The sequence below is a fragment of the Ramlibacter aquaticus genome (assembly GCF_015159745.1).
GTDB classification, from domain to species: domain Bacteria; phylum Pseudomonadota; class Gammaproteobacteria; order Burkholderiales; family Burkholderiaceae_C; genus Ramlibacter; species Ramlibacter aquaticus.
Map to the genome: position 1 here is coordinate 1 of NZ_JADDOJ010000059.1, position 25,453 is coordinate 25,453.

The 25,453-nt window shown below is 63.8% G+C and carries 30 protein-coding genes; 21 read left to right on the forward strand and 9 right to left on the reverse strand.

What is annotated here, in order from left to right:
- Window positions 1-114: 114 nt before the first annotated feature.
- Both IM725_RS13890 and IM725_RS13895 read left to right on the forward strand, forming a co-directional pair.
- Entirely contained in the window at window positions 115-1,074 is a 960-nt protein-coding gene (locus IM725_RS13890) for an HsdR family type I site-specific deoxyribonuclease (protein WP_193781218.1), read from the forward strand.
- Between the two features lie 64 nt (window positions 1,075-1,138).
- A complete protein-coding gene (locus tag IM725_RS13895; RefSeq protein WP_193781222.1) occupies window positions 1,139-2,203 on the forward strand; it encodes a hypothetical protein in 1,065 nt (354 codons plus the stop codon).
- Between the two features lie 741 nt (window positions 2,204-2,944).
- Here IM725_RS13895 and IM725_RS13900 read toward each other — a convergent pair.
- Window positions 2,945-3,361, reverse strand: a complete 417-nt coding sequence (locus IM725_RS13900; protein WP_193781223.1) for a hypothetical protein — start codon at window positions 3,359-3,361, stop codon at window positions 2,945-2,947.
- Window positions 3,361-3,687, reverse strand: a complete 327-nt coding sequence (locus tag IM725_RS13905; RefSeq protein WP_193781225.1) for a hypothetical protein — start codon at window positions 3,685-3,687, stop codon at window positions 3,361-3,363. The genes IM725_RS13900 and IM725_RS13905 overlap by 1 nt, the downstream gene beginning before the upstream one ends.
- Before the next feature lie 301 nt (window positions 3,688-3,988).
- Here IM725_RS13905 and IM725_RS13910 point away from each other — a divergent pair, with 301 nt between their 5' ends.
- Window positions 3,989-4,231 carry a hypothetical protein gene (locus IM725_RS13910; RefSeq protein WP_193781227.1) on the forward strand — a complete coding sequence of 81 codons (243 nt, stop codon included), beginning with the start codon at window positions 3,989-3,991 and terminating at the stop codon, window positions 4,229-4,231.
- A 78-nt stretch (window positions 4,232-4,309) separates the two neighbouring features.
- Here IM725_RS13910 and IM725_RS13915 read toward each other — a convergent pair whose 3' ends face one another.
- On the reverse strand, window positions 4,310-4,816 hold the full coding sequence (locus IM725_RS13915; RefSeq protein WP_193781229.1) for a DUF4396 domain-containing protein: 507 nt from the start codon (window positions 4,814-4,816) through the stop codon (window positions 4,310-4,312).
- 769 nt (window positions 4,817-5,585) lie between these two features.
- Window positions 5,586-6,518, reverse strand: a complete 933-nt coding sequence (locus tag IM725_RS13920) for a LysR family transcriptional regulator (RefSeq protein WP_227753813.1) — start codon at window positions 6,516-6,518, stop codon at window positions 5,586-5,588.
- A 109-nt stretch (window positions 6,519-6,627) separates the two neighbouring features.
- Between IM725_RS13920 and IM725_RS13925 the strand changes: the two genes are divergently transcribed.
- The 12 genes from IM725_RS13925 to sorB all read left to right on the forward strand — a co-directional run bounded on the left by IM725_RS13925 (window position 6,628) and on the right by sorB (window position 15,148).
- The gene (locus IM725_RS13925; protein WP_193781230.1) at window positions 6,628-7,731 is read left to right on the forward strand and encodes a YeiH family protein; all 1,104 of its coding nucleotides are present in this window, start codon (window positions 6,628-6,630) and stop codon (window positions 7,729-7,731) included.
- Between the two features lie 143 nt (window positions 7,732-7,874).
- Window positions 7,875-8,210, forward strand: a complete 336-nt coding sequence (locus tag IM725_RS13930) for a c-type cytochrome (RefSeq protein WP_321576206.1) — start codon at window positions 7,875-7,877, stop codon at window positions 8,208-8,210.
- A 121-nt stretch (window positions 8,211-8,331) separates the two neighbouring features.
- Window positions 8,332-8,760, forward strand: coding sequence for a nuclear transport factor 2 family protein (locus tag IM725_RS13935; protein WP_193781232.1), 429 nt, complete (start codon window positions 8,332-8,334; stop codon window positions 8,758-8,760).
- A gap of 31 nt (window positions 8,761-8,791) precedes the next feature.
- The gene (locus IM725_RS13940; protein WP_407692527.1) at window positions 8,792-9,157 is read left to right on the forward strand and encodes a COG4315 family predicted lipoprotein; all 366 of its coding nucleotides are present in this window, start codon (window positions 8,792-8,794) and stop codon (window positions 9,155-9,157) included.
- A 21-nt stretch (window positions 9,158-9,178) separates the two neighbouring features.
- On the forward strand, window positions 9,179-9,685 hold the full coding sequence (locus tag IM725_RS13945) for an RNA polymerase sigma factor (protein WP_193781236.1): 507 nt from the start codon (window positions 9,179-9,181) through the stop codon (window positions 9,683-9,685).
- Window positions 9,686-9,695: 10 nt separating this feature from the next.
- Entirely contained in the window at window positions 9,696-10,541 is an 846-nt protein-coding gene (locus IM725_RS13950) for an anti-sigma factor family protein (protein WP_193781237.1), read from the forward strand.
- 63 nt (window positions 10,542-10,604) lie between these two features.
- A complete protein-coding gene (locus tag IM725_RS13955) occupies window positions 10,605-11,966 on the forward strand; it encodes a beta-propeller fold lactonase family protein (RefSeq protein ID WP_193781239.1) in 1,362 nt (453 codons plus the stop codon).
- Window positions 11,963-12,319, forward strand: a complete 357-nt coding sequence (locus IM725_RS13960; RefSeq protein ID WP_193781240.1) for a DUF305 domain-containing protein — start codon at window positions 11,963-11,965, stop codon at window positions 12,317-12,319. The genes IM725_RS13955 and IM725_RS13960 overlap by 4 nt, the downstream gene beginning before the upstream one ends.
- A 69-nt stretch (window positions 12,320-12,388) precedes the next feature.
- Complete coding sequence (locus IM725_RS13965; RefSeq protein ID WP_193781242.1) at window positions 12,389-12,931, forward strand: RNA polymerase sigma factor; 543 nt, start codon at window positions 12,389-12,391, stop codon at window positions 12,929-12,931.
- A complete protein-coding gene (locus IM725_RS13970; RefSeq protein WP_193781244.1) occupies window positions 12,928-13,524 on the forward strand; it encodes a hypothetical protein in 597 nt (198 codons plus the stop codon). The genes IM725_RS13965 and IM725_RS13970 overlap by 4 nt, the downstream gene beginning before the upstream one ends.
- A 38-nt stretch (window positions 13,525-13,562) precedes the next feature.
- Window positions 13,563-14,792 carry a SorA family sulfite dehydrogenase catalytic subunit gene (gene sorA / locus IM725_RS13975; protein WP_193781245.1) on the forward strand — a complete coding sequence of 410 codons (1,230 nt, stop codon included), beginning with the start codon at window positions 13,563-13,565 and terminating at the stop codon, window positions 14,790-14,792.
- Window positions 14,793-14,803: 11 nt separating this feature from the next.
- Window positions 14,804-15,148, forward strand: coding sequence for a SorB family sulfite dehydrogenase c-type cytochrome subunit (gene sorB / locus IM725_RS13980; protein ID WP_193781247.1), 345 nt, complete (start codon window positions 14,804-14,806; stop codon window positions 15,146-15,148).
- Here sorB and IM725_RS13985 read toward each other — a convergent pair.
- The 4 genes from IM725_RS13985 to IM725_RS14000 all read right to left on the reverse strand — a co-directional run bounded on the left by IM725_RS13985 (window position 15,124) and on the right by IM725_RS14000 (window position 16,717).
- The gene (locus tag IM725_RS13985) at window positions 15,124-15,297 is read right to left on the reverse strand and encodes a hypothetical protein (protein ID WP_193781248.1); all 174 of its coding nucleotides are present in this window, start codon (window positions 15,295-15,297) and stop codon (window positions 15,124-15,126) included. The genes sorB and IM725_RS13985 overlap by 25 nt on opposite strands.
- Before the next feature lie 234 nt (window positions 15,298-15,531).
- A complete protein-coding gene (locus tag IM725_RS13990) occupies window positions 15,532-15,837 on the reverse strand; it encodes a DUF202 domain-containing protein (protein ID WP_193781249.1) in 306 nt (101 codons plus the stop codon).
- Window positions 15,828-16,181 (reverse strand): YidH family protein, encoded by a 354-nt coding sequence (locus tag IM725_RS13995; RefSeq protein WP_193781250.1) that lies wholly within the window; start codon window positions 16,179-16,181, stop codon window positions 15,828-15,830. The genes IM725_RS13990 and IM725_RS13995 overlap by 10 nt, the downstream gene beginning before the upstream one ends.
- A gap of 131 nt (window positions 16,182-16,312) precedes the next feature.
- A complete protein-coding gene (locus tag IM725_RS14000; RefSeq protein WP_193781251.1) occupies window positions 16,313-16,717 on the reverse strand; it encodes a hypothetical protein in 405 nt (134 codons plus the stop codon).
- A 291-nt stretch (window positions 16,718-17,008) separates the two neighbouring features.
- Here IM725_RS14000 and IM725_RS14005 point away from each other — a divergent pair, with 291 nt between their 5' ends.
- Entirely contained in the window at window positions 17,009-17,377 is a 369-nt protein-coding gene (locus IM725_RS14005; RefSeq protein WP_193781252.1) for a helix-turn-helix transcriptional regulator, read from the forward strand.
- Window positions 17,370-18,788: an AAA family ATPase gene (locus tag IM725_RS14010; RefSeq protein ID WP_193781253.1), complete on the forward strand. Its 1,419-nt coding sequence runs from the start codon at window positions 17,370-17,372 to the stop codon at window positions 18,786-18,788. Before IM725_RS14005 ends, IM725_RS14010 begins: the two co-directional genes overlap by 8 nt.
- A gap of 94 nt (window positions 18,789-18,882) precedes the next feature.
- On the opposite strand, the gene IM725_RS14015 is transcribed toward IM725_RS14010, so the two are convergent.
- Window positions 18,883-19,944: a YagK/YfjJ domain-containing protein gene (locus IM725_RS14015; RefSeq protein WP_193781254.1), complete on the reverse strand. Its 1,062-nt coding sequence runs from the start codon at window positions 19,942-19,944 to the stop codon at window positions 18,883-18,885.
- A gap of 1,384 nt (window positions 19,945-21,328) precedes the next feature.
- Between IM725_RS14015 and IM725_RS14020 the strand changes: the two genes are divergently transcribed.
- The 4 genes from IM725_RS14020 to IM725_RS14035 all read left to right on the forward strand — a co-directional run bounded on the left by IM725_RS14020 (window position 21,329) and on the right by IM725_RS14035 (window position 25,372).
- Window positions 21,329-22,711, forward strand: coding sequence for a tyrosine-type recombinase/integrase (locus IM725_RS14020; RefSeq protein WP_227753815.1), 1,383 nt, complete (start codon window positions 21,329-21,331; stop codon window positions 22,709-22,711).
- A 49-nt stretch (window positions 22,712-22,760) separates the two neighbouring features.
- A complete protein-coding gene (locus IM725_RS14025) occupies window positions 22,761-23,186 on the forward strand; it encodes a hypothetical protein (protein ID WP_193781256.1) in 426 nt (141 codons plus the stop codon).
- Between the two features lie 319 nt (window positions 23,187-23,505).
- Window positions 23,506-23,784, forward strand: coding sequence for a hypothetical protein (locus tag IM725_RS14030; protein WP_193781257.1), 279 nt, complete (start codon window positions 23,506-23,508; stop codon window positions 23,782-23,784).
- 16 nt (window positions 23,785-23,800) lie between these two features.
- Window positions 23,801-25,372 (forward strand): relaxase/mobilization nuclease domain-containing protein, encoded by a 1,572-nt coding sequence (locus IM725_RS14035; protein WP_193781258.1) that lies wholly within the window; start codon window positions 23,801-23,803, stop codon window positions 25,370-25,372.
- Window positions 25,373-25,453 lie beyond the last annotated feature (81 nt).

Consider the following 25,453-nt stretch of genomic DNA (forward strand, 5'->3'; position numbering starts at 1 on the left):
CAGTGTCGCCACGTCAATCACTCCTAGTGCTCCTGCCACCAAAAGCAGCAGGTTAGGGTTCGTACGTGGGTCAGATTTCGATGGAAATTACCCGGCCAGGTGGGTCACTTCTGGATGGAAATCAACAGCCTAGACGACGTGATGGCCGTGCAGACGCTCTCGCGCCTGAACCGCATTTTCCCGGGCAAGGACATGACGTTCGTGCTCGATTTCAGGAACGATGCCGAGGACATCCTGGCCGCCTTCGAGCCGTACTACCGCACGGCGCAACTGGCCGGGATCACCGACCGGAACATGCCGCACCAGTTGCGCGACAAGCTCGATCACGCTGACGTGTACCTGTGGTCCGAGGTGGAGGCCTTCGCAAAGCTGTACTTCAGCCAGCGCAATGACCAGGCCTTCCAGGCCCACCTGAAGCAGGCGTTCGAGCGCTACGAGGAGCTGGGCCGTGAGGAGCAGGAGCTGTTCCGCCGGGACGCCGCGAGCTACGTCACCAGCTACGACTTCCTGTCCCAACTGGTCGACTACGACGACCCGGAGCTGGAGAAGCTGCACGCCTTCCTGAAGATGCTGTTGCCGCGGCTGCGTGGCCAGGAGCCCGACCCGGTGCTGATCGACGGCGCGGTGCGCCTGGCCGGCTACAAGCTGGTGAACAAGCGCGAGCACGACATCAAGCTGGAGAAGGGCGAAGCCAAGCCGCTGAACCCGCTGTCCGCCGGCGGCGGCGAAGCCTGGGAAGACCCCCGGCAGAAGCTGTCGGAAATCATCAAGAAGATCCACAGTCTCTTCACCGGCAAGTACACCGACGCCGAGGTTGCGGGCTGGTTCACCGCGGTCACTGGCAACGTCGTGGCCGACCAGCGCATCCAGATGCAGGCCAAGGCCAACCCCACGGCTGACCAGTTCGCCAACGGGGACTACAAGCTGGTGCTGGGCGAGGCCATCGCCAAGGCGCTGGCCAGCCACCACGCCATGTCCGAGCAGACGCTACAGAACCCGAAGGTGTTTGAAGACGTGGCTGAAGCCCTGCTGCACGACGTGTATGAAAAGGCGCGCGCGGGGGCTATTACGTGAAGAGTCACAGTTCCGGCGTCCTCACGCGTCTCAGGAAAAGTTCAGAGTAAGCACCGTGCCTCAAATGAAAAGCAACACTCCGCGTCTCGAGACGCTCGCAAAATTGCTCCACAGGTACGACCGGGAGATGCACCTCCGGCAGCTTCTCCCCGAAACTCACGAGCGACATGACTGGTTCAAGGGCTTCAAGTACCTGTTTTCACCCAAGTGGAAGCCTCCAGGCGGCTCTCCGCCGTATATCGCCGCCACCGCATTGCTGGACGCCTACTCGCAATTGCCTCGCAGGCCGGACCTCGCATTCATGCTTACCTGGTCCGCGACAAACAGTGCGTACAACGACCTCTACATGCGCGATGTGCCGACGGTCGGTGCGGTACTAGGGGACACGAAGAGCATCGATCTTGCTGCGGAGCGGATCGGCTCGCAGCTGCACAAAACGGTGACCCGTCCGGCAGGAGAGTCCTTTTCGGAGCGGACAGTTACGATCGAGGAACTCCTGCTTGAGTATGTAGAAGCGGCACCCGACAAGGTCTGGCACTTCGTCGCCTCCTATGTGCTAAAGGGGTTCGCTCTAGATCACTACAGCGTTGCAAGAGCGGGCGCGTTGCCGGTGCGGCCTATCCACATCCCCTCTGCCTACCACACGTTCAAAAGGAACTATCAGCACCTTCACACGATGGTGGCCGGGCGCTTCGGGCCCAAGTATGTCGCCCTGTGCCAGCCAGTAGAAACGCCAGACCGCACGGATGTTGATTTCGGCATCAAGGCGCAAGACGCGGATAAGGCTCGCCGGCTTGTCCACGCATTGGGAGTCGAACTGAATGAGCTCTGGCGAACGAGGAAGCCCGGATTGCCTTCAACCAGCACAGACTTCGTGAAGGACGCAGACTGGGTTCGCTTTCCACTTCAGTGCATTCTTTACGCTTCACGGAACACAAACGTGCACGGGAACGCTGCAACACGACTCAACAGCCTCTGGAGCGATGCAGAGTCAGTCAGCGCTTCCGCTTGGATGTTTATAGCTTGCTACGCGTACCTCGGTCTGATTTTGCTGTGCACCAAGGAGTTGGCTTTGGACGATCTCCACCCCTTGATCAGCAACATCGAGGCGTTTAAGAGTGCTGGATGAGGCCTGCGCGCTCAAGGGGTGGCCAGCGAGGTGACTGACCACCTTCAACGGCTGGTGACTAGACCTTTCGGCGCTCAGCTGAAGCACCAGCGTTCGGCTGGTTTACGGTTGCAAACGATGAGCGCGCTCGCGAAGGGCTCGGCGCCGTTGCCTTTAGGTGCCCTTGTGATCGGGAGGCACTGGCGCAGCGTGCTCGGGCGAAGCACATCACCAATGGCTTCCTCTGTTCGAGGACGGCCGACTGGGCAAAGCGACGGGTCGCAGCTACAGCTGCATTGACTAACGAGAAGGCGAGCAGAGCTCGCCTTCTCCAGGGCTCAATGGTTAGCGCGAGAAGACATGTCCAGATTGACGGAGACAGGTGCACGCGGACTGGTGATCTGCACCCTAACTCCATGTGCGGCCAGGCTTTGCCAGAGCGCGTTCCAGCTCTGAGTGCGCTGCGTACCCATTCGCAGAGACCTGTCCATCACGATCGTGTGGATGTTCCGGTGCTTAAGGATTTCTAGTGCGTGCGACAGGCATCCGTCCGTGGTTCTACGACCAGGGTCCGGTGCTCCGAGCGCTTTCAGCAGCTCCACGACGAAGCTTCTGGGACTCTGTGTGGCATTGGACAGGGGCGGCATCGAGATGTTAAGGGACTCCGGCATCAAGGGCTCCAAGTTGGTGTGGGCGTGAACGCGCGAACGGTAGGCGAGCGCGAACAGCAGGGTCGTGCTTTCGCAGACTCAAGGTCATCCCTCAAGTGACATTAAATTGACGAGCCATGGAGGCGTGAGCCGTCCAAGGGAGGTCCGAGCCCTCACGCAGGCGCTCGAAGGAGAAGAGGACGCCTCCGGGCAAGCCGCGCTGCCGGGCCGCCGCGATCTCGCCCCAGCTCTGCGCCAGGGCGGCCTGGAAAGCGGGGCTGTTGGCCAGGGCAAGCTGGCTCGCGCCGTCCATGGTCAACGGCTTGGAGAGCAGCTCGGAGGCGAGCTTCGCGGAAGCCTCGCGTTGCGCGTCATCGCGCACCAGGCCTGCAGTCGCAGTCCCGGTGACTGGCTTCGCGAGATCGTTCGCCTCCTTCAAGGCGGCGTCCATGTTCGGCGCGGCGCAGCCGGCCACGACCAGGACAGCCGCTGCCGCCGCCGCGAGCTTCAGAGTTCGCTGGGCGTTCATCAATGGTGTCCTTGGTGAGGGTCCGCCTGCTTCGACGGGGACTCGCGACCGGTGGGCTGGCTGGCGGGGGCGGCGTTCCCGGCTTGGCTGCCTGCGCCCTGGATCTCACGGGCATAGGCGCGCCATCCGCCCACTTCGCGGACCGTCTCGTTGGACTTGCGCCAGTCCTGGATCTCCCCACTCTCGAACGGGCGGTAGCCCTCGAACGCTGAGCTGTAGCCCGGAATCGATCGCTTGCTGTGCGTGTCGGGCGTCTGCGCCCAGATCACGCCGCTGGCCACCAGTGCGGCGGCACCGAGGCAAATGGTTCTACTCGTGTTTGACATCGCGTCCTCGCGTGACTCGTTGCTTGGCCTGGCGCTGTGGCGCACAGGGGGCGGAACGGGAATGCGGCGGCGCGCCCCGGATGCCCGAGGCGGGTTGCCGCGCTCAGGCGCGAGGAGGTTTCTCGGGAGCGGGCGCGTCGCGCGTGAGGACACGCACGGGCCCTTGAAGCGCCGGAGGTGCAGGACGCGCGGCCTCTAGGTTCAGCATGGGCGTTTCGGAGATCGCCACGACGTTGCAGCAGGACGCACAGATCGGACACGCATGGTCGCCAGCTGCTTTGCCGGCCTTGGCTGAGTCCACATGATTGCCCGCGGTCGCGACAGCGTCGGAGTGCTCATGGTGGCCAGAGACCGCGTGGTGGTCGTGCCCGTCGGAAGAGGCCGCCGCGCGCGCATGCTGGTGCCCAGCACGTTCGTGAGCGGCCTCACCGGCCGTCGCATGCGCCGCCTGGTCGCAAAAGAGCATCGACGCAGCCGCCATCCCCTGCAGGGGCAGCGCGGCCATGAGGAGCCAAGCGATCACCAGACGAAGAAGCGACATTGAACTAACCATCCTAACGCAGCAGAGGTGCCGATCGCGACGCAGCGGGACATGGCCCCACGAGTTACACGCGAACTGTGACTAATGCGAGTGCTCGGCGTGCGCAAGGGCGTGGCCCTGGCCGCGCTGGATCAAGAAGCGATTCAGGGGGAAGGCCGCGGCACCGGCAAGGACGAGCGACAGCGCCAAGGAGCCCCAGAAGAGCACCTCGTCCAACCCTGCGCCCATGGCGCCAGGGATAACCAGCATGATGGCGTTGTCGACGATCTCCATCAGCGTGATCGAGGCTGTATCGGCTGCAAAGGCGACGGCCAGGGCTGAACGCAGGGCCATGCCGGAGCGCAGCAGCGGCAAGAACGTGAAGGTGTAGCCGAAGGCGAAGGCCAGCAGGACCGACAAAGCGACGGTCGCGCCGTTCGACAGGCCCCACGCGGTCCCCAGGATCATCCCAAGCACCTCACCCACGGCACAGCCCGAGAGGCAGTGCAGGGTCGCTCGGAACGCCGTTGCGTTCAGTTGAGCGCCGGCGACGGGCGCCGAGTGCTGGTGATCTTGGGCGTGGTGTGCGTGGTGGTGGGCGTGATCCATGACGGTCTCCCGGTGTTGGAGATCCAATGCTCAACCCTCCCATCATGGGAAGGTCAAGCTCTAGAACGTGGCATCCGACACCAACTGACCTCCTTCGCTTCAGACGTACGCTTCTGGCTGATCGCGACCTTCGTACGAGCGGCTGACCCGGCAGTGATCACAACGCCTGTCGACGTCCGCTGAATCGGAATTCAAGTCGCCGTCAGGCACATTGCCGGCGCTGAAGGTTGCCCGCGCTGAGGTCCTAGTCTCTGGTGGTTCTTTTGCAGACACGTCATGTCCAGTGACAAGAAGCTCGATCCGACCGGCGAACGCACGGCAGCCATAGAGACAATAGAGTCGACACGATCAGCGGCAAGGAACATGAGTACCGGGCTGACGGTGATCACCGCCCCGGTCAAGACGCAGCCGCGGTGAATGGTGAAGCAGCCGATCCCTGCCCGCCGCCCCCCGGCGGAGCAACAGGCATCGCGCGACACAGGCGTCGAGGCTGCGCCTCACATTAGCCAAGCCATTTCGGGTAAGGACTTTCCCGCACAACCCTGAGATCCGTGTTCGGCGTATATACGGCCCCTCGCGGACGATAGCCGCACGGCCGCACCACTGCCACTGCGGGTCTTCGGGCTCAGTGTTCGGCGACCACGCCGTGTTCGCGTGTGAGGCCGACGGAGTGTCAATCCGGCGGTCACCACGCTTCCCCGACTACGACCGGTGCACGCCAACGGCCGGTGCACGCAGCGGCACTGAAGCCGGGTTCGCGTGTTGCACCTCACCGCCTGCAAAGTGCAGCCTGCGGCAGTAACGTCAGCAGCCGCTGCAGCGCCGGCGTGGTCTGCTTGCTGCGATGCAGCACCCAGTGGCACTGACGCGTGATCCGGGGCAACGTGGTGTCCAGTTGGCGCAGGCGCCCGGCCTGCAGCATGTCCGCCACAACCCAACGCGAAAGGCAGGCGATCCCCAGACCGGCGGCGGCTGCGTGCTGGATGGCCTGGCTACTTCCCAGCTCGATGCTGCGGCGATAGCCGCGCAAGTGCGGTAGAAGCGCCTGGTCTGTTGCTTCGCGCGTGCCCGAGCCGTGCTCTCGCAACAGCCACACGGCTGAACGCAGCGCCGGCACCGTGATCCGCTCGCCGCCGGCGGTGGTGGGGAATGCGTTCTCAGCGCCGACGATCACCAATTCGTCCTGCAGCCAGCGCTCGGCGTGGAGCGCGGGTTCGTGGCATGGGCCCTCGATCAAGCCAATATCGAGATCGAACGCAGCCACGCGCTCGCAGATGCGGGCAGTGTTGGCCACAGAAACGAACGACTGCCACGCAACGGCAGTGCGCGGCTGCTCGCCAAGGAACGCCGACAACACGTCCGGCAGCACGTGATCGGCGATCGTCGTGCTGGCGCCGATGCGCAACGCCTGCAACTGTAGCGCCGGCGCGTGCGCCATGCGCTCTACCTGTGCCGCGCCATCAAGCAATGCCTGCGCCTGCGGCAGCAAGGCGCGACCGTTGTCATTCAGCAAGAGCCGCTTGCCTGCGCGGTCGAAGAGCCGCAGCGACAGCAGCCGTTCCAGCTCGTTGACCGCAGAACTCGTTGCGGATTGCGAGAGCGCGACTTCGGCGCTCGCCGCGATAGTGCTGCCGGTCCGCGCAACAGCGACGAAGATCTGCAGCTGGCGCAGGGTGAGTCGCAGGATGTCTATGCAGCCCATTATCGGCTTCCATAGCTATCTGATCGCTTAGAAGTACATAAACAACGCGTTGGACAGCTTTTGGGCGACCATCGAAACTGCACTCCTCGCTTCGTCTGGAATCCGCGCCATGAATCCAACCGTTCCCCCGACCCAGTTCAGCCCAACATCGGCCCGCGACGCCGGCCAGTGGGTCCGCCTTTTGCCAGGACTCGCGCTGAGTGCGGCATTGGCCGGCGGCGGCATGGGCCTGGGCCGCGTCGACTGGCTGCAAGCGCACGGCTTCAGCGCGCTCACGCTGGCCATCGTGCTGGGCATGCTGGTGGGCAACACGGTGTACCCGCGCATCGCGCAGGCCAGCGGCGCCGGCGTGACCTTCTCCAAGCAGAACCTGTTGCGCCTCGGTGTGGTCTTGTACGGACTGCGTTTGACGGTGCAGGACATCGGGCATGTCGGGGTGGCCGGCGCGCTGATCGATGTTCTGGTGCTCGGGTCCACGTTCGCGCTGGCCTGCTGGATCGGGACCCGGTGGCTGGGCATGGACCGCAAGACCGCCATGCTGATCGGGGCGGGCAGCTCCATCTGTGGCGCCGCCGCGGTGATGGCCGCCGAGCCGGTGGTCAAGGCGCGGGCGGAGCAGGTGACTGTGGCGGTTGCCACAGTGGTCGTGTTCGGGACGCTGGCAATTTTCCTGTATCCGCTGCTGTTCGACCTGAACCAGCATTGGGGGATGATCCCCGGAGGGGCCACCGGCTTCGGGGTGTACACCGGCTCGACCATCCACGAAGTCGCGCAGGTGGTGGCTGCCGCCCGTTCCGTCGGTGCGCAGGCAGCCGACACGGCGGTGATTGCGAAGATGGTGCGCGTGATGATGCTGGCGCCGTTCCTGGTGATGCTGTCCGCGTGGCTGGCGCGCGATGCCAGGCGGAACGCGCCCGCGCCGGCCGGCGCGGCTGGTACCGGCAAGGTGGCGGTGCCGTGGTTCGCCTTCGGCTTCATCGCGGTCGTGCTGTTCAACTCATTGAAGTGGCTGCCTGCACCGGTCGTCTCGCTGGCCACGGAGCTGGATACCGTGCTGCTGGCGATGGCGATGGCCGCCCTGGGGCTGGCAACGCACCTTGGGGCCATCCGCAAGGCCGGCGCCAAGCCGCTGCTCTTGGCAGCCCTTCTATTCGTGTGGCTGGTGGGGGGCGGATCCCTGATCAATCACGCGGTCGCCAAGGTGTTCGGGTAGACGAGCCAACCCTGCCGCGGTCGAGTGGAAAGCCCCGCCGCGCATCTGTTGCTTCGTGCAGTTGCGGCGATGGAATGGAACCGGCCGGACTGCGCTCTTGGGAAGGTCGGGCGGCACCTCGGCCGCCACGGCGCACGCAACCTTTGCACATCGACGGAAACACCATGCATCCGAAACGAACCCTGCTGGCTCTGGCCATTGCGGCCTTCTTCTGCGCCAGTGCCGCAGCCAGCACCGAGCTGGCCCAGAAGAACAACTGCCTGGCCTGCCATGGCATCGACAAGAAGATCGTCGGCCCGGCCTTCCAGGACGTCGCCACGAAGTACGGCGGCCAGAAAGACGCTGCTGCGACCGTGGCCGAACACATCCGCCAGGGCGGCGTCGGCCGTTGGGGCCAGGTGCCGATGCCCCCGCAGGCGCAGTTGAGCGACAACGACGCGAAGGCACTCGCCAACTGGATTCTCGCCGGCGCGAAGTAGGCGCCTCCCGGCCGGGCCGACGCTTTTTTTTGATCAGGCTGGAATAACCGGATCGCGGTGCCGTCTACCCAAACGAGAGGCCGTGACCGGCCGCTCCTTCCCACCACCACCCGGAGATTCCATGATCCGCAAATCGCTTCTGGGCGCTGCCCTGGCCGTCACGGCCGCAGCTTCCTTCGCCGGTCCGGCCGACGACGCCCGCACGCACTTCAACGCCATCGCCTCAGGCGACCTGCAAGTGCTGATGCGTGGCTACGCCGACAACGCCCAATTCAACTGGGTCGGCGGTCCGCTAGACGGTACCTACACCTCGCCGGAGGCCATCCGCGGCGTCTGGTCCAAGTTCACCGGCTCACAAGGCTTGCTGAAGGTCAGCGTCGACAAGCTCGAGGAGTCGAGCAACCCAAAGGGTTCCACGGTATCGGCTAACGTGGTGTTCGAAGGCAAGTCGCCGATCAAGGTGCGCTACGTGCTGACCTACCGCGAGGGCCGCATCGCCAGCGAGACCTGGCAGATCGACCCCAAGCTGGCGGTCGCTGCCGGTTACTGATCTGCCACTTAAGGAGATCACCATGATGAACCTGCGCGCTCTTGCCGTCGCGGCCCTCAGCCTGGCATCCCTGGCCGCGTCCGCGGCCGACGCCCCCGCCCGCGTGGCCGACGGCATCCTGGTTGCCGCAAACGGCAAGACGCTCTACACGTTCGACAACGATCCTGCCGGCAGCGGCAAGAGCGTGTGCAACGGCGGGTGCGCCGCGCTCTGGCCGCCGCTGATGGCGTCGGCGACGGACCAGGCCACCGCGCCCTGGGGCGTGGTGACGCGCGACGACGGCTCGAAGCAATGGTCGTACAAGGGCAAGCCGCTGTACTTCTACCAGGCCGACCAGAAGCCCGGGGACCGCACCGGCGACAACTTCAAGTCGGTGTGGCACGTCATCAAGGAATGAGCGAAGGCGCTGATCCTGGCCATGCAGCATGACGACCAACAGTTGCTCAGTTGGGTGCCGCGCCTGCGCCGCTATGCGCGTGCGCTGGCCGGCAACCGCGAGGACGCCGACGACCTGGTCCAGGACACGCTAGAGCGCGCCTGGACACGCTCGGCGCTCTGGTCGGGCGTGGGCGACATGCGGGCCTGGTTGTTTTCCATCATGCACAACGTGCACGTCGATCGCGTGCGCCGCCCGCGCGTGCCCACGGTCGATCTGGACGAGCAGACGCCCGAGGTGTCGGTGGCCGCACAGCAAGGCGACCGCCTGGCCGTGCTCGACCTGCAAGCCGCGCTGGAGCAGCTGCCGGTCGAACAGAAGGAAATCATCCTGCTCGTCGCGCTCGAGGACATGCCCTACGCCGATGTGGCGCGCACGCTAGGCATCCCGATCGGCACGGTCATGTCCCGCCTTTCGCGTGGTCGCGAGCGCTTGCGGGCCCTGATGGAGGGCCGTGCCCAACCCGCACGCCTGAAGATCGTCAAGTGATGGTGCAGCCATGAACCCACACACTCCAATCACCGAATCCGACCTGCATGCCTGGATCGACGGCCAGCTCCCGGCTGACCGTGCACGTGAGGTCGAGGCTTATCTCGCGACCCGCCCGGACGACGCCCGGCGTGCCGAAGCCTGGCGGGCCCAGAAGGAGGAACTGCGGGCCCTGTTTGACCCCGTGCAGGACGAGCCATTGAACGCGCGCTTGCTGCGCGCTGCTGCACGGCCGAAGCCGTGGTGGGCCGAGCGACTCGTCGCCGGCATCGCCATCGCCGTGGTGAGCGGCGCCGTCGGCTGGGGCGCCCGGGGCGGCTTGCAGGATGCCTCGCCGCGGCTGGCACGCACGGCCGATCCCGCCGTTGCCGTCGTCCAGGCTTCCGATTTCGCTCATCGGGCGGCCGTCGCGCATGCGGTGTTCACCCCGGACCAGCGCCGGCCGGTGGAGGTCGACGCCGCCCACGAGGACCAGCTGGTGGCCTGGTTGTCCAAGCGCATGGGCGCCTCCATGCGGCCGCCGCACCTGCAGGAGCAGGGCTACACCCTCGAAGGTGGCCGGTTGCTGCCAGGCGGCAAGGGGCCTGTGGCGCAGTTCATGTTCCGCGACGCGGCCGGCGCGCGCCTGACCCTGTACGTCTCCAACGACCTCGGCGACGTCGCCCAGGCGCAAGGAGGAGCGGCGCGCAATGCCGACACGGCCTTCCGTTTCGCCCGCGAAGGTGACGTGAATGTTTTCTACTGGGTCGACGGCCCGTTCGGCTACGCACTCTCCACCCAGGCTGATCGCGGCGAACTGGCGCGGGTATCCGCCGAGGTGTACCGCCAGCTTTCTGCACGACAGCCGACGCGCTGATGGAATCGAACGGCGCATTGCCTGCTCTCTCGGATCACACAAACCAACCCCAAGGATCCCCTCATGCCCCCTGACCGCCGCGACTTCCTCAAGCACAGCCTGGCTCTCGGAGCCGCCGCCAGCGCGGGCGTGCTGGCCCAACCTGCCGCAGTAGCAGGCATCGACGCGCGCGATCGTGTCTTCATCACCAACGAGGATTCCAACACCATCGTGGTGATCGACCCGAGGAGCAACACGGTCGAAAGCACGATCAATCTGACCAGCTTCGACGAGGATCCGCGGCCGCCGTTCCGCTTTGTCACGGGCGGCGTCGCGCCGACGCATGCGGCCATGATCCACAAGCCGCTGTACCACGGGTGCATCGACGCGCACGGCGCGGTGCCCTCGCCCGACGGCGCCATGCTTGCCACCAGCGGTCGCGGCTCCAGCAATATCTATCTGATCGACGCGGTCAACCGGCGCGTGATCGGCAACACGCCCAACCCCGCTGCCGGCGAAAGCACCAGCGCGGAACGGCTGTCCACCGGCATCCTGCTCGGGCGCGAGCCCCACGAGCCGACTTTCACCCGCAACGGCAAGGAGCTGTGGGTGACCCTGCGCGGCGAGGACCGCATTGCCATCCTCGACGTCAGCGCTGCGGTGGCGTTCCTGCGTGGTGGCGCCGCTTCGCCGGTGCGCCAGTTCCTGCCGACGCTCAACGGGCCAGCCCAGGTCTGGTTCAACCGCGAAGGAACGATCGCCTTCGTGGCCAGCCAGAAAACCCCGCGCATTGACGTGTTCCGCGTCAACCCGGGCAGCGACGGCCACTCGCAGCCGCAGCGGATCACCACGCTGGACATCGCGGCTCAGGACAAGCCCGGCTTCACGCCTTTCATGAAGACCACGCCCGATGGCGAGGAAGTATGGTTCTCGCACAAGCTCGCGGACGCGCTGTCGTGCCGGTCGACACGGGGCGAGTTCGAGTTGCTGGATACCGTGCCGCTCGGCATGGGTGCGCGGCCCAATCACGTTGAATTCGTCTCCAACGCGCGCGGCAGTGTCGTGTACGCGAGCCTGGCACGCGTCGATGATGGCGGCCCTGGCGGCGTGGCTTCCAGCCAGCTCGCGATCATCGACCGCAGTGGCCGTGGAGGATCGCGCCGCGTGGTCGGCACCGTGTTCAGCCACGGCCGTGAAGCGCACGGCCTGTGGACCAATCCGGAGAACACGCTGCTGTACGTAGCCCACGAGCAGGACGAGCTGCCCGGCACGCCCAACGCCGGCCAGACCGTGTGCAGTGCCTTCGATGTCAGCGACCCGTTGAAGCCGGCTTTCATCGCGCAGATTCCGCTAGGCAACCTGGCGCTGCCCTCCGGGCCCCTGCGCAACAAGAAGAGCATCAACCTCGTCTACGTGCGACCGGGTACCCGCGGCCAGACAGCATGACCACGGCCCACCACCACGGCGCGGCGCCCGCCGCCGGCGCCACGCCGTTCGCGCGGGAGATGGACGCCAGCATGGCCCGCATGATGCAAGCCATGCATGCGCCGACGCCCACCGGCAATCCCGATGCCGACTTCCTGGCCATGATGATCCCGCACCACGCGGGCGCGGTGGACATGGCGCGGCTCGTGCTGCAGCATGGGCGCGATCCGATCACGCGGCAGCTGGCGGAGGAGATCATCGCCGGCCAGACGGTGGAGATCGAGAGCATGCAGCGCCGGCTGGCCATGCTGCGTCGCCCGGGAGGTTCCCGCGATGACAGCTTCCCGGCCCTGGGGGGCGTGCGCGGCTCCTAGGGAAACTACCAACAGCCTGCGCGTACCCGCATGGAATGAATCGCTCGGTTACTTGCTCTTGACCACACGATGTTCCAGTCGGCCGAGTCACGCTACAACGCCTGGGTGCGCGAGCACTACCGCTTCCTGCTGCGTGCGGCTTGGGCGCTGACCGGCTCGCGGGCGACGGCCGAAGACGTCGTGCAGGACTGCTTTGCCAGCGCGTGGAAGAACCGCGAGCAGTTGCGAGAGGCATCGCTGGCGCGCGCGTGGCTGTTCCAGATCATGCGGCGCAGTGCCTGGCGGTACCTGGCGCCCGGCCTCGTGTCGCTGGACGACGTGACCCTGCCGGAGGCGGCCGCGCCTGACGCTGCCCTGGATGAGCGTCTCGACGTGGTGCGGGCGCTGGCACGGCTCGCGCCGATCCACCGCGAGGTGCTGGTGCTGTACTACTTCGACGACATGCCCACGGCCCAGATGGCCGAAGCCCTGGAGGTCGCGCCCGGCACCGTGCTGTCGCGATTGTCGCGTGCCCGCGAGGCGCTCAAGGTCGCCCTGGATCCTCCGGCGCAGGATCCACTGCAGTCGTCCACCAAGGTCGCACCCCTTAGCAGGTTGCGCAAAGTGCCATGAGACGCATCCCCGACCCCGACGTCCCGGCGCGTCCACCGGAGACGGACCTGGACCTGCGCGCGCGAGCCGAGCTGGCGCTGGCCTTCCAGCCTGGCGAGCCCCCCCCGCACCTGCTTCGCCGCGAGCCCGCGCCTTGGCGTCGGCGCGGCGTCATGCGTGCCGCCATCGCGGCGGCGCTAGGGGCTGGCGCCACGGGCGCGGTCCTGGCCATGCGCCCGCCGGCGCTGGTGCGCGCAGCCATCGAGCACGAATCCAAAGAGCGGCTGCTGCGCGGCAACTACATGGACGCGCAGTCGCTCCTGCGCCAACTCGGGCTGGACGGCCGCCGGCAGGTGCCGGGCTACCCGCAACTCATGCGGCCGTGCGACATCGAAGGACGGTTGGTGTACCACCTCACCACCTTCTTTGAGAAGGGCGGCATGGTGACCGTGTTCGCGTTCGACCAGCCGGTCGTCCTGCACGAGGCAAGCGGCTGGTGGGGCAACGTCCACTGGCAGGTCGTCACTTCCCGCCAGGGCAAGCCGCTGGTGCTGGTGGCGCAGCAGCCGAGGGCCCTGGCGGTCGCCGCCGGCAGCCTCGCCAGACCCGGGTGAGCCCTCGAAACGTGTCAGACATCCAACCAGGAGACGCAATGGAAGATCCAACCAACCGCCTGCGCCGCAGGCTTGTCGCCGGCGGTGCCGGCCTGCTCGCCGCCGGCGGGCTCAGCTCACTGAGCAAGGCCGCGTTGGCGCAGGCCGCGGCCTTGCAGCAGCCGTTCGCCAATGGTGAGCGCAAGCTGGTGGCCTTTCCGGAGAAGCGGCCGCTGATCGTGCTCACCTCCCGGCCTCCGCAGCTGGAAACCCCGTTCCAGGTCTTCAACGAAGGCCTGATCACGCCCAACGACGCCTTCTTCGTGCGCTACCACAATGCCGGCATCCCGACCTCGATCGACGCCGACAAGCATGTCATCAAGGTCGGCGGCAATGCGGTGGGCAAGCCGTTCGAGTTGTCGATGGCGGCCCTGCGCTCGCAGTTCAAGCCGGTCGAGTTGATCGCGGTGAACCAGTGCTCCGGGAACAGCCGCGGCTTCTTCAACCCGCGCGTCACCGGCGGCCAGCTCGCCAACGGTGCGATGGGCAATGCGCGCTGGGTCGGCGTTCCGCTCAAGGACGTGCTCGCCCGCGCAGAGCTGAAGAACACGGCGCGGCAGGTGACCTTCGACGGCCTGGACCAGGCACTCTTCGGCGGGGGCGACTTCGTCAAGGCCCTGGACGTGAACCATGCGGTGGACGGCGAGGTGATGCTGGCCTACCAGATGAACGGCGCCGACATCCCGCTGCTGAACGGCTACCCCGTCAAGCTGATCGTGCCAGGTTATTACGGCACCTACTGGGTCAAGCACCTGTCGGACATTCAGGTCATCGACGCCGAATACGACGGCTTCTGGATGAAGCCGGCGTACCGCATCCCGGACAACCCTTGCGCGTGCGTCGAGCCGGGCACGGCGCCGGCGGCCACTCGGCCCATCGGCCGTTTCAACGTGCGGTCGTTCATCACGTCCGTGGCCGACGGCGCCCGCCTGCCGGCCGGCCGCGAGACGGCCGTGCGCGGTATCGCTTTCGACGGCGGCCAGGGCATCCGCGAGGTGGCGTATTCCACCGACGGCGGCCAGAGCTGGCGCGCCGCCCGGCTGGGGGCTGACATGGGCCGGTATTCGTTCCGGGAATTCACCTTCGGCTTCACGCCGCAGCCTGGCACGCACGACCTGCGCGTCCGAGCCTGGAACCGCTCCGGTCAGAGCCAGCCGATGGAGGCGCTGTGGCAGCCTGCGGGCTACATGCGAAATGTCGTCGAGTCCGTCAAGGTCGTGGCCGCCTGAAGGAGCACCCGATGACCCACCCTTTCAAGTCCCTCCTCGTCCCGTGCCTGTGTGCGACCGTCTTGGCGCTCGCCACGGCACCTGTTGCTGCAACGCCCAAGACCATCGAGTTGCCCCCCGATGGCATGCAACTCAAGCCGAGCAGCCTGCCCGGGTACGCCAAGGCCCAGGCGCAGTGCGTGGCCTGCCACTCGGCCGAGTACATGGCGTATCAACCATTGACCGCACCCCGGGGTTACTGGGACGCCATGGTCCACCGCATGAAAGCCGTCTTCAAGGCACCGATCAACGATGCGGACATGCCGGAGATCGTCGACTATCTGGTCAAGACTTACGGCAACGAGCAGCCGAAATAGGGCAGCCGCGAAGTCGAAACGAAGCCATCACAGCCATCGGCGCACGCGCCGCCGTACGCGGAGTATTGCTCCCGTAAACGCGCCGCGAGCGCGCGCTCCTCGGGAACGATCTGGAAACGGTTCATGTGCCAGACGAACAGCGGCAGCACGAGGGCGCCAGCGCAAGGAACGGACTGCGACGCAGCACCTGCTCGACATGCACGGGATGGACCTGGTGCATTCGAGGTCCAGTCCGAGCGCCAGGCCCGCCGCCAGGTCGTTGCACGTGATGCGAACGGCCTCTCAGGTGCTCCGGTGCAGGAGCAGGACCTGCAGCAGCATCGACAGCTGCCCGCTGCTTCAGCTGTGCGGCGGATCGGCCATCTCGTGGCGTAGCTGGCCTTTCAGGTTCCTGCAATCACGAGAAGCTCGGCGGCGCACGCCAGCACTGTGCACCCGACCAGCAGCAGTGCCATCAACGGGTTCACAGCTGCGCGTGAGAGCCTCAACCGTTCACCACGGTGCGCGCTCAGGATGAACACCAGGCCCGAGCAAGCCAGGACGATCGCGGAGAGCATCGACACTGACGTGGAGCCCGCAGCGAGGGACGTGCGCAACAGGAGCAAGCCGTTAGCGGCAACCGAAAGGCTGGTCCGGCGCCACGCCAGCGCAGTGCGTTCGGGCTGCAGACCTCGCTCGATCACCGCCACAACATGGCACCTGCAAGCACGGCACAAACGACCATCGTGACGATCGCCACCACGGCGTGCAGCCTGGTGATGGGCAGCGGCAAGGAATGGCGCATCGCGATCTCATTGGCTCGCCAGCGGACGTACGCGGTGACCGCGAGACATCCGGCGAGCACCGCCAGGCCCGCCGCAGGCACCCCCAGGTTGCTCATCGGACCGATCGGCACGCCGAACTGCTCCAGCAACACACCTCCGGCAAGCAACGCGAGTGCCGTGCGTATCCAAGCAAGGAACGTACGCTCGTTCGCCATCGAAAAGCGGTAGTCGGGCTCTTGTCCCTCCTTGCGCCAGGCTCGTTCTCTCATCCGAATCACCAACTTGTCTGCGTCAGCCAGCGGCGCCGACGCGGCCCTGGCACCTGTTCATTGGACTCCAATTCCACCACGTGGACACATCCACGTGGCCAGATTGGCAGTGCGGGCCTTCCCCAAAACACCTAAGCAAGCGCCTCGATCGCACGCACCGGCTCCGCAAAGACCCTGCATCCGACGGACTCCAGCCAGCGTCGCTGATCGGCCGTGAGGATGCCGCTGATTACGAGTGACGCGGCACTCGGGTCACCGCGCAGTGAGTCGATGCACGCCTGCAGCACCGGCCACACCCCTGGCGCATTCGCCGCGCCGGCGAGGAACACCGCGAGATGGCTGTACACGCCGCAGGTCGCCGCATCGCGCAACGCGCTGACGAGGACGCCCGGCAGCGAGAAGCCCTGGCCCGTGACATCGATCGGGTTGCCGGTCGGGGCGAACCCGAAAGCAAACATTAGGCCGGCCGACTCGCAATCCGCGGTGGGCGTAACGCTCTGCCGATACTGCGGAACAGGAAGCAGCAAGATCACCATCACGCTCCACCCCTCGGACCTGCCGCGTCCGAATCTGGCGTTAATCAGTTCCCTCAATGCACCCCCACATGAGCTGCCTTAAGCCAGGCTCCCCGAGTTTGCCTACTACGCGGCGAACCGAGTAATATAGAGCCGTCGTCTGGTTGACCTCAGCGGTTTGGTTTATGTCGTGAGAGCTTGGACTTAACTGAACGTTGACTCGACAAGTGCCTGTTGCAGTGCGCAACGGGCACTCTCGGCACCCCATAAGGACCTCAAAAGCTTGAACTCATCGGGAGTTCAAGTACTATTTTGCTGGAGATTGGTGTGCCCTTCTGTCCAAGAAATTACCCTTGTGCGTCAATTGATGCGGAAAGCGCATGCGCTTTTCGTAAGCTCGGCTATTCCGCAGAAGAAGCAGCGGAATATATCGGAATTGGGGAAGCGACCTTGCATGAGCTTGGCCGACACGGCTCCAAGCTTTATGACAAAGACTTTCCCAAGAAAGTACAGTTAACACCTCGCCGCGTCGTTTACCTACGACCGGAGCTTGACGAATGGGTGATTAAGCGCAAGGAAGCCTCGCAACATCAAGAAGTGAAACTTTCTGGCTCAGCGAAATCCACGCATGAGAATAGCCTTAATTCTTCGAAAAAGTCGGCGAGGGGGCGCCGTGCGTGAGCTGCGCGAGACAAGTCCCGACATGGTCGGCCACACTCTTTTACCCGGAATTCCTGAAAAAGGGGCGACGATCATTCTGAGCGATTCGGGTGCGGTCCGCAGAACAATTAAAGGCGCTTTGGCTGCGTCGATCACTGGGAACGCAGTCTGGATGGGTCAGAAGATCCACGGAGGGACCGTGTTCACATGGTGCACGGAGCACGAGGCAGCGATGTTTCTCAAACCGATGATGGCTAGCTTCGGCTCTGATGGGAGCTCCCTTTTTTACGAGTCAGACCAGCCCTTCAAATGGTCCACTTTCGGTATATCAGCGTTTCGGTCGTTGAAAGGGCGCTGCAATCCCCGTGCGATTATTTTTGAGTGTAACGAGCCGGCCCCTCGAAACTCATCCGCCATGCGCGATTTGAAAAGCCTTGCGGAAACCTTTGACTGCGCCGTCATCGGGTTCGTCCCGCACTCAACATCCGGCTCGAACGCGGATAAGCGTATCCCAGCTGGACTGCGCGACGCTGACGTGATTATGGACTTGTCTCCAATACAGCGGTATGACGAAACATGTCCGAACGAGCATGTTCTTGTGACCCTTAGATCCTGTCTGTTTGAGGTCCCGCCGGCTCACACCTTTGTTCTTGCTCAGCCTGTCGATAGTCAAATTCCGGAGGTGTGCTGGAAAGACCGATGGGAAGGGTCACCTAGTGAAATCCTCCGCCGCGCCGTACGCGGCATTACAAATCCCGAAGAAAATCGGGCAGTCTGGAGGATTTTCGACCTTCTCAAGCGGGGCTCGCTTCTAAAAGGTCAGGTTATCAGCGAAGTAATCGCATCAGGCATCCCTGAACGAACGGTGCAGCGAGCTATGGCTCGCTGCATCGAATGCGGCTGGGTCGAGAAGGCGTCTGACAATCGCCGCCTCCTTCAAGCTTCGCAGATGCCTCCCATCAGGCGAGTTGAGAGTCCATCTTGGATCAATCCGCCGCCCTACTCCTCGCCATTTCTTTGGTCCTACGCTCGCGCCTTAAGTGACTTCGCAACTTCTGGTGGGAGAGGGATTGGTGCCACTGAACACGTCACCGGAGTTGGCGGAGTTGGCGGAGTTGGCGGAGTTGGCGGAGTTGGCAGCCAGGATGCGGCGAAGCCGAACGCACTTGGAGAATCGCGCACTGCACATACGGCAGCAGACGCTGCGGGGCTGTTTAGTGACGGCTCTACGCTGACTTGTGAAGACGTAGACACCTGCGAACAACGATTCAGTGACACGGTCGCCGCTGAGTCGCAACTGTATGAGCGAGTCGGCTGTGACTGGGCACAGCTCAAGAGACAGATCGCCGAACAATATTTGACCGAGACGAAGGCAGCTCGACCTACAGCGACAGACATTGATTTATTAGCAGGCCTGTTTCCACGAAGGTGAGCGCTGAGGTTACTCGCCATGTGTGACATCGCTCGAACAAACGGCTCAGTCTGCCAAGCTACTAAGATTTAGCTACGACTGGCATCAGGAGCTATTACATCGACGAAACCCACTGCTCAGGCATCTGCCCTTTTCCGAACGACCGTCGACCTTCCTCGCATATCCACATGTCGGGCTTCGTAAGGTAGATAGCTGCATTCTCCTTAAGCATCTCAAGTTTTTTAGTGTCAGAGCGATGGATGAGGCCGATCCCATCTCGAACGTAACTCCCGGCATTGCAATTGTGGTGCCGCCCCATCCCATCTGTGCTTACGCCGTCCCACTGACGGCCAAAATTGTAACCAATGCGGCTGCCATTCCACACGTCATGCCCCTTCAAAAGAAATAGAACATGGAAGTGGTACCCGCTAACTAAGCCGTACTCCAGCCTCCACGCATGCCCACTCAGCGGGTATTTTTCCGCAACCCAACGTTTGAAGCGGGAGAAGTCCCGCAGAGCTTGCTGCCGAGTGATATTGATCGGTCGCCCAGTAAAAAAACGGTCTTCCTTCGTGTAGCACAGATCTATGCGAATCGCGAGATGCTTTGCGCCTTGCGTTGCGAAGACCCAGTCGATGTAACGCTTAAGCTTGGCTGTATTAACCCTGCATCGATCGTTGCGCTTGCGCATTGCAGCCCGAAAGTCTGCTGTCTTCGTCACGGCGCTAAGCTCTTCTGCAAATCGATTTACCTTGTTGGCCGCGTCCGTCGGATCGGCGTCTGGGTCGGCCTCACGTAATTCAGGCACACGGTCAAGAATGCGGACCATTGCGTCGACATATGGGACAACCGAGTGCGAGGGGAAGTGGTGCCTCAGCTCGACCCAATCGCGGCGCAGCATGGCGCACAAGTGTCGGAAGCTTGTTTTCACGTGGCACATTATTGAAGGGCGGCGATGGCGATCAATCCGCACTTCGCACACTGCAGCTTGCCTGCAGAAGGCAAGTTGCTGCAGGACTGCTGCGGCACGGCGAATATCTCCCACAAGCGCATCCTCTTCAGTGAGGACTAGACTGCTGCCCTTGCTCTCTTCCCCTGATGTGCGTGGCATGAGTGAGAGACTGAGTCTCTCACTGTAGTCATCGAAGCTGATGTCGAAGTCGTCATGAGATTCCATTGTCAGGTCTCTAGGCGTGCGGCGCCATCGAAGGGGTCAATGTGCTCATCGCCTGCAGCTTTCTCGAGGACGGTGTGGCCCGGCGTCCGCTGAAGGACACAAGGTCGGTGTAATTCAATCAAATCCAAGGCGCCCTGCTTGGCTACAGACAACCCCGCCTCGCACCCCAGCCCGCCACCTCCCTCGCACACGATGTGCGGCCTGAAACGGGGCGTTTGGACGCCTTTGATACCGCTAAGTCGTTAATTTGGTAGGGTCGCTTGTGGGGCGTAGGTCTTTCTGGCGACAGTTGGCATCCCTCGGGTACCCAGGCCCGACTAGTCGATGCGCCAGCCCTGAATGGCAGCGGACCACTTGAATTACACAAGGCCGGTGTAATCAGCTGCCATTCGGCCGCCTCAGCTCGCCAGGCCGCAGCCACTTCGGCACCAGCGGCGCCGGGCTTTTACGAAATCGCGAAAAAAACCTCAGGTGCACAGCTTGTGCACCCTCGAAGAGGGCGTTTAGGCGCGTTTTGCCGTCGCTAAGTCATTGATTTTACTAGGCCGTTTGTGCACCGTAGGTTTTACGGGACAACCCGCGCGTGCTCGGCGATGTCGCGCAGCGATTCGACGCCGAAGCGCAGGGCGCGGGTTCGTTCAGAGGGCATCGTCATGACGGCGTCCCTACCGCGCGGCCACGAGTGTGCCGACGATGAGCTGGCGCCTCGTGCTCAGCGCGGAAGGCCGATTGAACACGAACAACTACGAGGCGCAGCAGTCGATGACTCACGCTGTACATGGATAGAGCGTAGCGGTTTGCGGCGCATGTGTCAGGTCTCGCGGTAGCGTATTTAGCGTGGCTGCGTATCCGAAGAATACGGTGGGGGCGTCGCGGAGCTCCTGCTTCGCTTATCGACTATCTGTTGCGCGTCCGGTGATCGGTGGTGCCCATCCTCCGCGTCATTCGAGCCTTCCCGAACTCGCCGCAGCGGCCGAGAGGCTGACGGTGGCGAACTCTGAACGCCTTCGTGACGGCCTGGCGGTCCCGTAAGAAGCGAGTGCGTTGAGCTCAGTGGCCTGACCGCACTCCTGTTGTTCACTTTCGGTGGCTGCAGGGCGTGAAAGGCAAGAACGTAGTAGCGACGCCCCAACATGCACGACCGTCCCGGCGAACCCTGCGTGATCGAAATCCCCAGCAGGCGCAGCTACGACCCTGGCGAGATTCCGCGTGATTCCGCGAGTTTCCGCGCATGGCCGCCGAGGGTCGGTATTGGACGAACTGGACTCACCCGCTGAGGTCAATTGCAACCCTTGTCTCATGAGGTCCCGTTCGAGACTGTGAAGCATGTCCTCAGGGCAGAGATCCTCGGATTGAGCCTCTCCCACGGCACCGCAGAACTCCAATGTCGATCCATCGTATTCCTAGCGCTCGAACCATCGATGCCATGAAGCCGGTCATGAAGCGGCTCAATGACGGCGGCGGGCTGCACATCCGCCAGTCTGGGACTGGGCGGAAGTACTGGTACCAGGACTACACGTTCCAGGGACGTCGCAACTCGCTTAGTCTGGGCGAATACCCCGTGGTCGGCTTGCGCGAGGCCCGCGAAAAGTCGCTGGCGTTGAAGAGACAGATCGAGGCAGGCGCGAACCCGTCGATGTCAGCGCGTTCTGCGACCCAAGCCGAAGCTCCTGCGCAAGGGGGTACGACTGTTCGCGCGAACGCCGAGGCGTGGATGGCTGTCCACGAATCCACTTGGTCCGAGAGCCACAAGAAAAAAGTGGCATGCATCCTCCAACTGCACCTCTTCCCGATGTTGGGCGACCGAGCGATCCGGTCCGTTGCGCCCCGCGAAATCACGATGCTGGTGGACGCCGTGGCCAGGACCGGAAGGTTGGAAACGGCGCGGAGGCTGTTGGGCTACTGCCAACGAATCTTCGGACACGCTGAATCCCATGGGCGCGTCCGTGAGAACTTCATCATCAAGGCCGTGGAAGTGCTGCCGTCTCACACGGTGCGCCACCGTGCCGCGTTGACTGATCCCGCGGCGCTGCAGGGATTCCTGTTGAAGGCGGACGCTTACCCGGGCTCGTTCATCACCCGATGCGCGCTGTCGATGCACCTGTTGACCCTGTTGCGGTCTGCCGAGCTCCGCGGTGCGCGATGGAGCGAGTTCGATTTCCACAACGCACGATGGCTTGTGCCGTCCGAACGCATGAAAGGGCCAAAGAAGCGGAAGGTGGGTGAACCGCCGCACATCGTGCCGCTGAGCACGCAGGCGATCGAGGTCCTCAGGCAATTGCGCGAGGTGACGGGTGCGAACGAATACGTGTTTCCTGGCCAGGGCCGCAGACCCACGATCTCTGACGGAACCGTGAACAAGGCCATCAGGCAGCTTGGCTACTGCACAAAGACGCAGCAGAGCGCTCACGGCTTCCGCGCGACGGCCCGGACCATGGTGGTGGAGCGGCTTGGCTGGTCTGACAACGTGATCGAGTTGCAACTGGACCATGAGGTCAAGGACGCCAACGGCCGCGCTTACAACCGGACCCGCTTGCTCATGGAGCGGGCCGCCATGATGCAAGACTGGGCCGACTACCTGGACTGGCTGCGCCAGACGTCGAGCACGAATGCGCAACGGTTCCGTGGCCACAACACCACCACGAGCCTGCACACGACGCCGATCGGTTTCGCGACTCCGATGGAGGCCTTCCAGGCTGGACTCATCGCCGGCATCACGGCTGCGAAGGGGTCGCCTTCGCTGAGCGCGAACCCGGAGGCTTCGTGAGGTCGGCTTCGTTCTGTCGCCGCGGCGTTGCCGCACCCCCCAACCCTACGTGAGCAAGGAGCACAACGTGACTATCCGAAGCAATGCACAGCGACACACCGTGTACCGCTATGCCGGCGTCGAAAATGGCAAGCCCAAGGAGAGGAAGATCGGCGAAATCGAATTCGGCACGCCGCCGGACAAGATTCCTGAAGACCTGGCCATGAATCTGACAGGCCACGAGTTCAAGGAGCTCAAGGCTCGGCTCGAGGCCGATCAGGTCCAGATTCTCAACACTAAGATCGCCACGTTGGTTGAGTCGCTCGGCGCCGTGACCCAGGCGATGCAGAACGGTGCCGTCGGCCCTGATGCGATCGAACTCGTAGCTGCGGCCACGAAGGCGTTTCACAAGGCCTGCCGTCGTGTGTCGAGGACGACTCAGTCGGAGTCGATGGATGCGTCGGGCACGTCCGGCACGCAGACCACGGCGTCGTGAATCATGGTCGGTGCCGTTCGTGAAACGGGTACGAAACCGCGGCTGCGACAGACGGATTCGCCGGTACAAGGCGAACACTTCGAAAGCCAGCCTGTGCGTTCCTGGCGTAAGCCAGCATACCCGTCCACGGAAACCCTGCCGGGTTTGCGGGGACGGGGCTGGCGAGGGGGCTGCTGCGCGCCCCCTTCGAACCCCCAAGCTGGAGGAGACGAGCATGGCGCGTCCGAAATCGAGTGACCCGCTCGTGCCCGTTAGGGTCCGGCTTCCACTCTCTGTGGTTGAGACTCTCAATTGCGAGGCTGACCAGTCGGGTGGAAACGTGAGTGACGTCTTGCGGGCGAAGCTGAACCTCACCGGGGTTGCCCCGGCCGGAAGCGCGCGCCGAAGCAAGCGTGCACGCAGAGTTCTGCCAGCGCCCACAGGGCTTGATCCGGAACTGGGCCGGCAGCTGGTGACGATCAGCGACGCGCTGCACCAGATCGCCCGCGAACTTCGCAGCGCCCGGGACGCCGGCATGAGCTTCGACTTCATCACCGTGGTGGGTGAACTGGCAGCGATCGAGGCGACGCTGGCCGCACTCGTGCCGGTCGGTAAATGACTCCCAGCGACAGGCCATGCTGATCAAATTCTTTCCCTACGGCACCGGAAGTGGCACGAAAGCGGTGGCGTACCTGATCGGTCGTTACGACTATACGGGCGTCGAGCGCGCTGAAGTCCGCGTGCTTCGCGGGAATCCGGCGATGCTTGGGCACTTGGTGAACGGCCTGCCTTTCGTGCATCGATATACGTCTGCGGTCATCGCCTGGCACCGAGAAGATGAGCCGACTGATGCCGACATCGACGCGGTCCTTGAGGATTTCGAGCGCGTGGCTTTCGCGGGGCTTGACAAGGGAGACTACGCGTACCTTGCAGTGCTCCATGTTGACGAGGACGGCTCCAAACACATTCATCTGTTCGTGCCTCGTGTCGAATTGTCGACCGGTCGCAGCTTGAACATTGCGCCGCCAGGGTGGGAAAAGGCGTTCGCTCCGTTCAGGGACGCGTGGAACTTCGAGAGAGGGTGGGCGCGTCCCGATGACCCCGACCGTGCGCGCGCCATATACCCGGGGCCACGCTGGCGCCAACAGAGCCTCGCACAGAGGCTCCGCCGCCAAGCTGAAAGCCTGAGGGAAGGCGGGCTAGGCGAGTCTCTCATTGCTGAAGTGCTCGAGCTCGAGCAGGACGTCCACGAAGCTCTGAGGCAGCTGGCGCTCAAGTTGGTCATGGACGGTGATGTTGAAAGCAGGGAAGAGTTGGTGGCGAAGCTTTCCCAGATGGGGGAAATCTCCCGTCAAGGCGCAGACTACATATCGATCCGCCCAAGTGCGACTGGTAAAGCCATTCGTCTGAGGGGGCCCATATTTGAGCGCCAAGCTGACTACAGAGCCCTGCGTGCGCTTGAAGACGAACGACGGCGAGTAGCCGAGGACGAGGAGCGGAGGGTGCTGAAGCAGTTCGCCGCCGTCGACCATGAGCGCGCAGCCGAAGCTCGTCGGCAGCTTGGCTTGATGCTCCAAAGGCGTGCTGGCTACAACAGGTGCCGCTTCAAGCGAGGCGTGGAAATGAGGCTGCACGACGACGTAGCAGTCGGTGCCAGGTCGTCCGCCGTCTTCACCGGAGCGCCTGGTCCCCGTGCAGCCCGAGGTGATTCCCTTTCCAAGGTGCCTCGAGCATTTCCAGGCCCCGCCACTGCGACCATTGGCCGCCCCCGCCCTGAAGACTTGTTGGAGAAAACGGATGAGCGAACTCATGACTCTGTTGCGCGAAGCATTGACGGCCTTGCAGGAAGAGAAGCGGCTGCAGGGCGAACAGCTCCAGGAGATGGGAGCGTCTCAGCTGCAGCACCTGGAGCACTTGAGCCTGCGGGTCGAGCAATTGACGTCTGCCTTGATGCAGTTGGCCGTGCATATCGAGCAGTTGTCTCAGCGGCTAGACGGCTTGTGAAGCGGGCCGCCGACAAGTCGGCTCAGCTTGAACGTGAGGTCGACTGGATTGCATTTGCCCAGTCTCGTGGGTATTCCCTGGTTGCCCAAGAGGACGACGGGATGACACGGACGACCGTTCTCGAGCGTGGTGCTGGGCGCATCGTGTTCACAATTACGTATGCGTCCGGCCAAGTCACCTTGACGGCTGCCGGCCTACGGTGAGGACCCTCAGGCCGACGGTGCCCAGCGATGCGGAAGCAGTTCGTCGATCCGGCTGGCCGGGTGTGTCGGCAACCGCTCGAG

Bases quoted from the DNA above. Each gene is read 5' to 3' on its own strand.
- IM725_RS13920 (WP_227753813.1), bottom strand. From the start codon at position 6,518: ATGGGCTGCATAGACATCCTGCGACTCACCCTGCGCCAGCTGCAGATC.
- IM725_RS13895 (WP_193781222.1), top strand. From the start codon at position 1,139: ATGAAAAGCAACACTCCGCGTCTCGAGACGCTCGCAAAATTGCTCCAC.
- sorB (WP_193781247.1), top strand. From the start codon at position 14,804: ATGACCCACCCTTTCAAGTCCCTCCTCGTCCCGTGCCTGTGTGCGACC.
- IM725_RS13890 (WP_193781218.1), top strand. From the start codon at position 115: ATGGAAATCAACAGCCTAGACGACGTGATGGCCGTGCAGACGCTCTCG.
- IM725_RS13925 (WP_193781230.1), top strand. From the start codon at position 6,628: ATGAATCCAACCGTTCCCCCGACCCAGTTCAGCCCAACATCGGCCCGC.
- IM725_RS13945 (WP_193781236.1), top strand. From the start codon at position 9,179: ATGCAGCATGACGACCAACAGTTGCTCAGTTGGGTGCCGCGCCTGCGC.
- IM725_RS13935 (WP_193781232.1), top strand. From the start codon at position 8,332: ATGATCCGCAAATCGCTTCTGGGCGCTGCCCTGGCCGTCACGGCCGCA.
- IM725_RS13970 (WP_193781244.1), top strand. From the start codon at position 12,928: ATGAGACGCATCCCCGACCCCGACGTCCCGGCGCGTCCACCGGAGACG.
- IM725_RS13910 (WP_193781227.1), top strand. From the start codon at position 3,989: ATGATTGCCCGCGGTCGCGACAGCGTCGGAGTGCTCATGGTGGCCAGA.
- IM725_RS13950 (WP_193781237.1), top strand. From the start codon at position 9,696: ATGAACCCACACACTCCAATCACCGAATCCGACCTGCATGCCTGGATC.
- IM725_RS14035 (WP_193781258.1), top strand. From the start codon at position 23,801: ATGCTGATCAAATTCTTTCCCTACGGCACCGGAAGTGGCACGAAAGCG.
- sorA (WP_193781245.1), top strand. From the start codon at position 13,563: ATGGAAGATCCAACCAACCGCCTGCGCCGCAGGCTTGTCGCCGGCGGT.
- IM725_RS13955 (WP_193781239.1), top strand. From the start codon at position 10,605: ATGCCCCCTGACCGCCGCGACTTCCTCAAGCACAGCCTGGCTCTCGGA.
- IM725_RS13995 (WP_193781250.1), bottom strand. From the start codon at position 16,181: ATGAGAGAACGAGCCTGGCGCAAGGAGGGACAAGAGCCCGACTACCGC.
- IM725_RS13900 (WP_193781223.1), bottom strand. From the start codon at position 3,361: ATGAACGCCCAGCGAACTCTGAAGCTCGCGGCGGCGGCAGCGGCTGTC.
- IM725_RS13905 (WP_193781225.1), bottom strand. From the start codon at position 3,687: ATGTCAAACACGAGTAGAACCATTTGCCTCGGTGCCGCCGCACTGGTG.
- IM725_RS14015 (WP_193781254.1), bottom strand. From the start codon at position 19,944: ATGGAATCTCATGACGACTTCGACATCAGCTTCGATGACTACAGTGAG.
- IM725_RS14000 (WP_193781251.1), bottom strand. From the start codon at position 16,717: ATGGTGATCTTGCTGCTTCCTGTTCCGCAGTATCGGCAGAGCGTTACG.
- IM725_RS13965 (WP_193781242.1), top strand. From the start codon at position 12,389: ATGTTCCAGTCGGCCGAGTCACGCTACAACGCCTGGGTGCGCGAGCAC.
- IM725_RS13960 (WP_193781240.1), top strand. From the start codon at position 11,963: ATGACCACGGCCCACCACCACGGCGCGGCGCCCGCCGCCGGCGCCACG.
- IM725_RS13915 (WP_193781229.1), bottom strand. From the start codon at position 4,816: ATGGATCACGCCCACCACCACGCACACCACGCCCAAGATCACCAGCAC.
- IM725_RS14020 (WP_227753815.1), top strand. From the start codon at position 21,329: ATGTCGATCCATCGTATTCCTAGCGCTCGAACCATCGATGCCATGAAG.